The organism is Kitasatospora sp. NBC_00374 (genome assembly GCF_041434935.1).
Taxonomy (GTDB): domain Bacteria; phylum Actinomycetota; class Actinomycetes; order Streptomycetales; family Streptomycetaceae; genus Kitasatospora.
In genome coordinates this window covers 7,598,043-7,607,795 of sequence record NZ_CP107964.1, presented here as the reverse complement: position 1 = coordinate 7,607,795, position 9,753 = coordinate 7,598,043, and the positions used below count along the sequence as shown (strand labels likewise).

Sequence of the window (9,753 nt, the reverse complement as noted above, 5' to 3'; positions counted from 1 at the left end):
TCGCCAGGACGAGAAACCGTCCGAATTATCGACGTCCGCGCCGTCCGGCTCCGGAATGAATTCCTCGGACTGGTTCATCATCGCGCGCTCCACTACCCGGCTGACGGTATCAAACACCGTTGGTCAGCGTGCCACGGGAATCGGGCGGCGGATAACCCCCTACGGGGCCCCTAATCACCCCTACGATTCGACCGGCGGCCCCTAGGAAATCCCTGGGGACGCCGGCCGGTGAATACGCGGCGGGAATTCCCGGTGGGGTATTCCGGGCCCGCAGTCGGATCACGCTACCGCTCGACGGCGGGGCGGTAAAGCCGATGTGTCATTTCTTTATGCCGCGCGGGCCGGATCAGTCGCGTTCCAGGAACGGCGCGAGCAGCCCGGGCACGGCCTGTTCGGCGAAGGCCAGCCCGTCGCCCTCGGCGACGTCGCGCACCCGGTACACCCCGGCGCCGGCCGCGGTGGCGGCGGCCAGCGTCAGCAGGCCGGCCCGGCGCTGGAAGAACGAGCGGGAGACCGTCCAGCCGATCACGCCCTCGCGCCGGAGGGCGACCGTCCGGTGGGCGAAGGTGCCGGCCCTGCTCACCAGGTAGGGCCCGGCCAGGCCGTGGCCGAGGGTGCGGTAGGCGTCCACCGCGAGCAGCACGGCGACAGGCAGCAGCACGGCCGCGGCGACCCCGGCCGCGGTGAGGAACGCGGGCACCCAGATCCCGGGCAGTGCCACCACGCCGACCAGCGGCAGGACGACCAGCAGGCCTCGGTTGATCCGGCGGCGCAGCGCCCGGCGGGGGTGGCGGGCCAGCTCGGCGGTCTCGGTCGGCGAGCGGTCGTCGCCGAGCACCGCGGCGGCCACCCGCAGCACCTCGGAGCGGGGTGAGGGCGGCATCAGGGTGCCCCGGGCGCGGTTCTCCTCGGCGGTGCCGAGGCCGCTCGCGACGGCGTGCAGCCGGGCGCCGCCGCCCCAGCGCAGCAGCATCGGCTCGACCACCTCGACGCCGCGCAGGCGCTGCTCCTCGATGGAGACCGAGCGGTGGATCCACAGCCCTCGCCGCACCCGCAGGATGCCGCCCTCCTCGCGCTCCAGGCGGAAGCCGGACCAGCCCTCGACGTACAGGGCGACCGCGCCCGCGGTGCCGACGGCGGCGACGGCCAGCAGGGTGACCGGGACGGCGACCCAGACCGGGACGGAGGTGAAGGTGTCGACCAGGCCGCGCACGGCGCCCAGTTCCAGCGGGTCGACCTGCATCTCGTGGAGCGTGCGGTAGGTGACTCCGAGCGCGGCGAACAGGCCGCCGACGCCCCAGATCGTCAGCGGCGCGTAGCGCACCCAGGTGCGGTCGAAGCGGACGATCGCCGCGTCCTCGGCCTCCGCCGCCGGTGCGCCGTCGGCGGCGAGCAGCGCCGCGCGCCGGTTGAGCAGGTCCCGGCGCAGTTCGGTGGCCTGGTCGCGGGTGACGCCGTCCAGCGACAGCGAGCCGCCCGAGGAGCCGCCGCCGGCGACGCCCACGGCGACGGAGGCGAGGCCGAGGACGCGGTAGAGCGGTTTGGCGGTGACGTCGGCGTTGCGGACGCGCTCCAGCAGGACGGTGCGGCTGCTGCGGAAGAGCAGGCCCTTGCGCACCTCCAGCCGGTCGTGGGTGATCCGGTAGCGGGTGGTGAGGCAGCGCATCAGGTTGACGGCGGCGACCACGCCGAAGGCGACCGTCAGGGTGGCCAGGGTGATCAGGGCCTGGAGGTTGAGGGTGCCGTCCCCGCCGAGGACGGTGCCGGCGGTGGTGGCGACGGGTGCGAGGAACCAGCTCAGGTGGACGGGGACGGAGCGCAGGCTGAGCCGCTGCCAGGCAAGCCCGTCGGCGCCGTCGGCGGGCCCGTCGGGCGCTTGCCCGGCGCGCGGTCCGGGCAGGACGCCCCGGGCGGGATCGTCCGTGCCGGTGGTGGGCGGGCCGGCCGGCTCGGGGCTCACGTGGCGTCTCCCGGGGTGGCCTGGGTGGTGCGGGTCAGGTGCTCGACGACCTCGACGGCCTTGCGGTGGTCGATGCCGCGGATCTTGACGTCGCCGGAGGCGGAGGCCGTGGTCACCTTGATCCCCGCGAGGCCGAAGAGCTGCTCCAGCGGGCCGCGGACGGTGTCCACGGTCTGGATCCGCGACAGCGGCGCGACCCGCCAGCGCTGCCAGAGCCAGCCGGAGGCGGTGTAGACCGCCTCGTCGGTGGTCTCCCAGCGGTGCACCCGGTAGCGCCACTGCGGCATCACCGCGATGTACGCCAGGCCCGGGACGGCGACGGCGAGCAGCACCCAGCCGAAGACGAACCGGGCCGGCGGGATGAACAGGTAGAGGGCGGCTGCCGTCAGGATGAGCGGCACGGGGATCAGCGAGGCCTGCACCGTCCACCAGGCGACGGCGCGGCGCTCCACCCGGTGCCGCGGTGGCCGCAGCCGGAGACCTTCGGATGAGGGCATTTCCTGTTCCTGTTTCTATCGGGTGGCGGCGAGGAGCCGTCGGCGGCGGTTGAGCACCACGGCGGTCCGTGCGAGTACGGTGGCGAGAGCCATCAGGACGAGCGAATTCGAGAAGACCTCCGGCCCGCTGATCCGGTACGTGATGGCGAACTCGATGATATCGGCCGTGTACCAGTGCTCGATTCCGTAGACGAATACCACCCGGGCCGCCGACATGGCGAGCCAGAACAGGACGTACAGCACGCCGGCCCTGGTGTAGACGTTTCCGTCGGAATCCCTCTCCCCGGGCAGCATCGCCCCGGCGACCAGGCCCAGAATGCTGCCGAGTCCGACTCCGACCAGTTGCAGCGAGAGGTCGTTGCCGGCCAGTTGCGGTGTGTGGAAGAACAACGCCATCACGACGGCCACCGCGATCAGCGGCCGGACCAGGCGCATGGTGGTGATCCGGCGGCGGCCCAGGTCACTGGCCAGGATGACGGTCAGTACCGTCCCGCTGACCACCAGGGTGGTGGTGAACCCGCTCATGTGGTGCGACTCCCGTTGCTCGTCCGTGGAGGACCTCCTGACGTCCCGTCCTCCCTGCTTCCACGCTAGGGACGCGGCTCGGGGGCCGGAACAACCGGTGGACGGACCCGGTTGTCCACCGGTCGGTGGACAGCGGGCGGCGCAGCACCCGTGGGAGGCGGCTGCCGCCGGGCGGCGGGTGCACGCGCCGGACCGGGCGTGGTAGGACTGGTCAGCGTGCCAGCTCACGCCCTGTCCGACCAGCCCACCGCCGCCGACCGCGGCCCCGACGACGACCGCCCGGCCGCGGGCCCTTCCGCCGGCGACGACGGCGGTGAGGCGGCCTTCCGGCAGGATCCGGTGGTCCGTTGGGTCGGCCTGTGGGACACCTACTTCGGCGTGTCCTACGTGGTCACCGCCGGGCTGCTGCTCACCTCGCAGGCCGCGCCCGGCCGGGTGGCGGGCGCGGTCGCCGCGCTGACCCTGATCGTGCCCTGGTACGCCGCGTTCGGGCGGCCGCTGCTGCGCAGCGGCGAGAAGCCGCCGCGCAGCCGCTGGTTCGCCCTCGGCCTGCTCGTGCTGTTCGCGGTCGCCGCCGCGCTCGATCTGGCCAGCGCGTTCGCGCTGTTCGCGATCTGCCCGATGCTGCTGATGAGCCTGCCGACCTCGCTCGGCATCGCGGTGGTGCTCTTCGCCAACCTGGTACCGCCCGTGCTGGTGTGGATCAGCAGCGGCAGGCTGGGCGCCGAGGTGCTGGGCATCCTGCCGCTGACGCTGCTGGGGATCGCGCTGACGGTGCTGCTGGGTCTGTGGATCACCAGGGTGGTCGAGCAGAGCCGGGACCGCGGCCGGCTGATCGAGGAGTTGGAGCGCAGCCGCGAGCGGGAGGCCCACCTCTCGCACCAGGCCGGGATCGCCGCCGAGCGCGAACGGCTGGCCCGCGAGATCCACGACACCGTGGCCCAGGGCCTGACCAGCATCATCGCGCTGATCCAGGCCGCCGAGTCGGAGTTGGAGGAGCAGCCGGAGCTGGCCCGGCGTCACCTCGCCCTGGCCGCCCGGTCCGCCACCGCGAACCTGGCCGAGACGCGGGGCTTCGTCGCGGCGCTCACCCCGGCCGCACTGCGTGGCAACTCGCTGGGCGAGACGCTGCGGCGCCAGGGCGAGGCGCTGGCCGCCGAGACCGGCCTGACGGTCGGCTACAGCGCCGAGGGCACGGAGTTCCCGTTGCCGACGGCGGTCGGTGTGGTCCTGCTGCGCTCGGCGCAGGAGTCGCTGGCGAACGTCCGCAAGCATGCCGGGGCCCAGCGGGTGTCCCTGCGCACCGAGTTCACGGACCGTGAGGTCCGGCTGACGGTGACGGACAACGGCTGCGGGTTCGACGCCGGGCAGCGGACCGAGGGGTACGGGCTGCGCGGCCTGCGCGCGCGGCTGGCGGAGATCGGGGGGACGGCCAGGGTGTCCAGCCGGCCCGGCTTCGGCACGGTCGTGGACGTACGGGTGCCGCTCGGCGGCGGACCGGACGCCGGGGCGCGGCCGCAGGACGGCCGGGACCCGCAGGACGCCGTGGACACCCAGGACGCCGTGGAAACCCAGGACGCCCTGGACACCGCCCAGTCATCCGCCCCGTACGACGGAGAGCCCCGATGAGCACCGCCCGGCCCGACGAGCAGACCATCACCGTGCTGATCGCCGACGACCACCCGGTGGTGCGGGAGGGCCTCTCGGCGATGCTGGAGTCGGCGCCGGGCATCATGGTCGCCGGCACGGCCGGCGGGGGCGAGGAGGCGGTCGTGCTGGCCGCCGCGCTGGCCCCGGACGTGGTGCTGATGGACCTGCGGATGGGCGCGATGGACGGCGTGACCGCCACCGCCCGGATCCTGGCGCACTCGCGCCGCCCGCGCGTGGTCGTGGTCACCACCTACGAGAGCGATGCGGACATCCTGCGCGCGGTCGAGGCGGGCGCCGCCGGCTACCTGCTGAAGGGCACCTCGCGGGTCGACCTGATCAACGCGGTGCGGGCCGCGGCCCGGGGTGAGACGGTGCTCTCCCCCGCGGTCGCCGGCCGGCTGTTCCGGGCGCGGGCGCACGAGCCGCAGCCGCTGTCCGCCCGTGAGCGCGAGGTGCTGCAGCTGGTCGGCCGGGGACTGACCAACGCCGACATCGGTCGCGAGCTCCACATCGGGGAGGCGACGGTCAAGACGCACCTGCTGCGGATCTTCCGCAAGCTCGACGTGTCCGACCGCACGGCGGCGGTCCTGGCGGCGATGGAGCGCGGCCTGCTGGACTGACGGGCCGCGGGGACGGCCGCGGGCTCCGTCAGTCCGGCGGACCGTGGGCACCGGGGACGTCAGGCGGCCGCCTGGCCGGCCCCGGCGAGCGCCAGTTCCGTCATCCGGCGCTTGTCAGGCTTGCCGTTGCGGTTGAGCGGGAAGCGCTCCAGGACCACCACCCGGTTCGGCTGCTCGTACGCGGGCAGCAGCTCGTTCAGCAGGCCGCGCCAGTGGGCGGCCTCGCGCAGCTGCTCGTCCTCCACGAAGAAGACCAGGCTGCTGCCGCGGCGCTCGTCCGGCAGCGCCACGATGCGGGTGGCGCAGCCGCCGGTGGCGGCCTTGCGCTCGACGATCTCCGGGTAGAGGGTGTAGCCGTTGCGGTGCACGGCGAACTTCCGGCCGAGGACGAAGAGGTTCCCGTCGGTGTCCAGGTAGCCGAGGTCCCCGGTGCGGAAGACGTCCTGCGGGACGGGGTCGACACCGCCGTCGCCGGTCAGATAGCCGATCATCACGTCCGGTGTCTCGACCAGCAGTTCGCCGACCACGTCGGCCGGCACCTCGTGGTCCTCGTCGTCGACGACCCGGATCCGCAGGCCGTCCATGACCCGGCCGCAGGAGACCGGGTTGTCCGAGGTCGCGAAGGCCACGTTGCCGGCCTCGGTGCTGCCGTAGCTGTCCAGCAGCGGCAGGCCGAACTGCTCCACGTACAGGTCGGTGAGGGCCTGGTCGAGGGGGGCGGCGCCGCTGCAGAACATCCGCACCGCGCCGAGCGAGCGCTCCAGGGCCGGCTTCTGGCGCAGGATGCCGAGGATGCTGCGGTACGTCGCCGGGGTGGCGTCCAGGACGGTGGCGCCCGAAGGGCCGGCCATCCGCAGGGCGCGGTCGAGGCGCTTGTAGGGGGCGATGACGAGGGAGCCCTGCACGATCCAGGCGATCAGGACCATCGACAGGCCGTACTGGTGGGAGAACGGCAGCAGCGGCAGCAGCACGTCGTCGGCGCGGTGGCCCATGTGGTGGGCGTTGCGCTCCAGGTTCCTCAGGAACCGGCCGCCGTTCTTGACGATGCCCTTGGGCTCGCCGGTCGAGCCGGAGGACCACATGATCAGGGCGTCGTCGAGGTCGCTCCAGGCACCGAAGTCCAGGTGCTCGTCGGTGACCCGGACCTCGGGGGCCGCGGAGATGAGCTCGTAGAGGTGCACGGGGTCGACGTCGGCCGGCACCGGGGCGTCGTCGTCCACCAGGACGAGTTTGGCGCCGGACCGCCGGACGACGGAGCCGGTGGCCTCCGCCCGCTCCTGCTGGTCGAGCAGCACGATCGAGGCGCCCACGTGCATCAGGGCGAACAGGACCGACACGTAGCTGGCGGAGTTCCCGGCCTTCAGCAGTACCCTGCTGCCGAGCCCGACACCGCGTTCGCGCAGGACCTGCGCGACCCTCAGGGTGTCCTGCTCGAACGCGGCGAGGGTCACCGCCGAGTCCTCCGCGAGGATCTTTGCCGCCATCGGCTCACTCTTCCTTCTCTACTCGGCGGCCACCGCGGGACGCGCCCGCAACTCCGGCGCACGGGCGTCGGATCCGGGGCCGTGGGGAAAGACCGCGGCAGTGGGCCGACACGGTCTCGGTCGGGCCCGGTCCGGGCCCTGGGCAGCTGCGGCGCCGGCGTCGGGCGCGCCGTTCGGCGGAGCCGGAGGCCGGGGGGAGCCGCGCCGCCGCGTTCCGGACGTTACCGACCGGTCGCGGGCCGCAGTACCCCTATCCGCCCCCAGCCCGAGGAGGCGCTCCGTCGCACCAACTGCCGTCCGGCGAAAGCCCCCTGGGAGTTCAGGGGTGGGGCACCGCGACCGCCGTCAGGACCAGCCCGGACGAGGCCGTCCAGCGGCCCTCGAAGCCCGGCAGGCGGCGGCCGGCGACGAGCGGCCCCGGCACCAGGAGCCGGGCGGTGAAGGTGCCGTCCGGCTCGAAGGCAAGGGTGGCCTCGGAGAAGTCCAGCATCAGGCCGGTCAGCGGGAACCACGCCTTGTAGACGCTCTCCTTGGCGCTGAACAGCAGCCGGTCTGCGTGCAGTTCCGGGTGGGCACGGCCGAGCCGGGCGAGCCCGGGCAGTTCCTCGGGGCGGCCGACCGCCTCCAGCACGCCGTCGGGCAGCGGGAGGTCGGGCTCGGCGTCGATCCCCAGGCTCAGCACCTCGTCGGCCGGGGCCAGCGCCGCCGCCCGGTAGCCGGTGCAGTGCGTCATGCTGCCCACCACCCCGGCGGGCCAGCGGGGTTCGCCCCGCGGTCCGGGGACCAGCGGCACGGCCGGCTGTCCGAGGGCGGCGAGCGCGCGCCGGGCGCACCGGCGTACGGCGCCGAACTCGGCCTGGCGGTGCGGCACCGAGCGTGCGATGTAGGCGAGTTCCTCGGGAAAGAGGTCGGCGGTCGGCGCCCCGGTCTGCGAGGTCGACTCCACCGCCGCGACCCGGGCGGGCAGGATCCGTTCGATCACCGGGTGCCCCGCTCCGGCAGGATCCGGGTCAGGCCCGAGGGCACGTCGGGGCCTCGGCGGCGCCACTCGCGCGGGTAGCCGACCGACACCTCCTGGAAGCGCACGCCGTCGTGGCGGGTGCGCCGGGGGATGTGCAGGTGGCCGTAGACGACGGCCGCCACGTTGTAGCGGGTGTGCCAGTCGGCGGTGGCCGTGGTGCCGCACCACTGCGCGAGCTCCGGGTAGTACAGGACGTCGGTCGGCTCGCGCACCAGCGGGTAGTGGTTGACCAGGATGGTGGGCACCGCCGGATCGGCCTCGGCGAGCCGCCGTTCGGTGGCCGCCACCCGGGCCCGGCACCAGGCCTCCCGGCTCGGGTAGGGGTCGGGGTGCAGCAGGTACTCGTCGGAGCAGACCGCGCCGCTCTCGTGGGCCCGCGCCAGCGCCTGGGCCTTGGTCGCGGCGCCCGGGGGCAGGAAGGTGTAGTCGTAGCCGACGAACAGCGGCGCGATCCGCACCGGCCCGCCCTCGCCGTGCCAGACCGGGTAGGGGTCCTCAGGGGTGTGCACGCCCAGCTCGCGGCAGAGCGCGACGAGGTGCTCGTAGCGCCGTACCCCGCGCAGGGCCACCGGGTCCGCCGGATGGGTCCACAGCTCGTGGTTGCCGGGCGCCCAGACCACGGTGGCGAACCGCTCGGCGAGCAGTCCGAGCGCCCACCGGACGTCCGCCATGATCTCGCCGATGTCACCGGCGACGATCAGCCAGTCGTTCGGCGCCGCGGGCCGCAGGCCCTCGACGATCGCGCGGTTCTCCTGGTAGCCGATGTGCAGGTCGCTGGTGGCGAAGAGCGTGCCGTGCGCCGCGCCGGGGTGGTTCGTCAAGGGGTGGTGCCTTTCTCGGGCGCTCGGCCGCACGCTCTGCGCGTCGGCGGCCCGGCGCCGGCCGGTCGGCGGGCTGCGGCGCCGCTGTGCGGGCTGCTCACGCCGCGGGCTTGAGCGCCGAGTCGGGTGCGAGCGTGCTGGTGGTGAAGTTGTCGACGGTGCACTTGAGGCGGCGCAGCAGCCGGTCGCGCCCGACGATGGCGATCCGGTCGACGCCCCGGCCGGCCAGGGTGTCGACGATGCCGGGCCAGCGCATCGGCCGGACGAAGCCTCCGAGGATCCACTCGGCGGCCTGCTCGGCGCTCTCCACCAGCGAGCCGTCCTGGTCGGAGACGATCGGCAGCCGCGGGTCCCGCAGCCGGTAGCCGGCCAGCACGTCCTGCTCGACCCGGTCGCGCAGCGGCTGGAAGATGCTCGCGTGGGCGGGCGGGCGCATGGTGTAGAGCGAGTAGCCGCCGCAGGCGCCGATGCGCTTCTTGAAGCCGTCCAGCGCCCGTTCGGACAGCGAGACCATGTAGAGGTCGTGGTCCAGGTGCGAGGAGAGTTCGTACCACTCGTCGGCGGCCGCGAGTTCGGCGAGCAGCGCGTCCAGCTGCTCGGGACCGATCTTGACGAAGGAGTGGGTGACGATGTCGCTGTGATGCTCGGCGAAGTACTCGCGCTCGCAGCGGGCGGTCTCCGCGACCAGGCGCACCGCCTCCTCGAAGGGCAGCACGTCGGCGTGGGCGGCGGCGGCCAGCTTGCCGAAGCTCACCCCGGCGCAGTAGTCGGCGGGCGCCTGCCGTCCGGTCGCCAGGCCCCAGTCGACCAGGGCCAGCGAGGTCACGAAGGAGGTCACCTGGGCGACCTCGGAGTAGTCGTCGTCGCTCGCGCGCAGCGCGTCGAAGACGCTGTGGCCGAGCACCTCGTCGGCCACCGCGAAGCGTTCCCTGGCGGCTGCGTTCGCCACCATGAAGCGGCTAAAGTCGGCGAAGCGCGAGGGGCCCATCGCGGGGAAGACGATTGCGCTGCTCGCCGGCTCACCGGTCGTCATGTCAGCCCGTTCTGTCGGCGGTTCGAGGCCGGGCCCGGGCCGGTCGACGGGGTCGGGGCGGTCGGGTCCTGGTGGAACGTAACCGCGTACGCCCGCGGGCCCGCCACCCCTGTTGCCACCCCTGCCGCCCCTAGCCGCGGGG

Annotated in this window: 9 protein-coding genes; 2 read left to right on the top strand and 7 right to left on the bottom strand. The window is 73.7% G+C overall.

Features of this window, described 5'->3' with window-relative positions:
• Window positions 1-346: 346 nt before the first annotated feature.
• Genes OG871_RS33355 through OG871_RS33345 form a run of 3 tightly spaced genes read right to left on the bottom strand, consistent with a single transcriptional unit; the run spans window position 347 to window position 2,982 of the window.
• Window positions 347-1,960, bottom strand: coding sequence for a PH domain-containing protein (locus tag OG871_RS33355; protein ID WP_371501918.1), 1,614 nt, complete (start codon window positions 1,958-1,960; stop codon window positions 347-349).
• Window positions 1,957-2,457, bottom strand: coding sequence for a PH domain-containing protein (locus tag OG871_RS33350; RefSeq protein WP_371501916.1), 501 nt, complete (start codon window positions 2,455-2,457; stop codon window positions 1,957-1,959). The genes OG871_RS33355 and OG871_RS33350 overlap by 4 nt, the downstream gene beginning before the upstream one ends.
• A gap of 15 nt (window positions 2,458-2,472) precedes the next feature.
• The gene (locus OG871_RS33345) at window positions 2,473-2,982 is read right to left on the bottom strand and encodes a hypothetical protein (protein WP_371501915.1); all 510 of its coding nucleotides are present in this window, start codon (window positions 2,980-2,982) and stop codon (window positions 2,473-2,475) included.
• 216 nt (window positions 2,983-3,198) lie between these two features.
• On the opposite strand from OG871_RS33345, the gene OG871_RS33340 reads away from it, so the two are divergent.
• A complete protein-coding gene (locus OG871_RS33340) occupies window positions 3,199-4,611 on the top strand; it encodes a histidine kinase (protein ID WP_371501913.1) in 1,413 nt (470 codons plus the stop codon).
• Entirely contained in the window at window positions 4,608-5,252 is a 645-nt protein-coding gene (locus OG871_RS33335; RefSeq protein WP_371501912.1) for a response regulator, read from the top strand. The genes OG871_RS33340 and OG871_RS33335 overlap by 4 nt, the downstream gene beginning before the upstream one ends.
• Window positions 5,253-5,311: 59 nt before the next feature.
• Here the strand turns inward: OG871_RS33335 and OG871_RS33330 are convergent, their stop codons facing one another.
• From OG871_RS33330 to OG871_RS33315, 4 genes are all read right to left on the bottom strand, one after another.
• The gene (locus OG871_RS33330; protein ID WP_371501910.1) at window positions 5,312-6,736 is read right to left on the bottom strand and encodes a class I adenylate-forming enzyme family protein; all 1,425 of its coding nucleotides are present in this window, start codon (window positions 6,734-6,736) and stop codon (window positions 5,312-5,314) included.
• A gap of 319 nt (window positions 6,737-7,055) precedes the next feature.
• The gene (locus tag OG871_RS33325; protein WP_371501909.1) at window positions 7,056-7,718 is read right to left on the bottom strand and encodes a 4'-phosphopantetheinyl transferase; all 663 of its coding nucleotides are present in this window, start codon (window positions 7,716-7,718) and stop codon (window positions 7,056-7,058) included.
• Complete coding sequence (locus OG871_RS33320) at window positions 7,715-8,578, bottom strand: metallophosphoesterase (RefSeq protein WP_371501908.1); 864 nt, start codon at window positions 8,576-8,578, stop codon at window positions 7,715-7,717. The genes OG871_RS33325 and OG871_RS33320 overlap by 4 nt, the downstream gene beginning before the upstream one ends.
• Before the next feature lie 97 nt (window positions 8,579-8,675).
• A complete protein-coding gene (locus tag OG871_RS33315) occupies window positions 8,676-9,611 on the bottom strand; it encodes an ACP S-malonyltransferase (RefSeq protein ID WP_371501907.1) in 936 nt (311 codons plus the stop codon).
• Window positions 9,612-9,753: the final 142 nt, after the last annotated feature.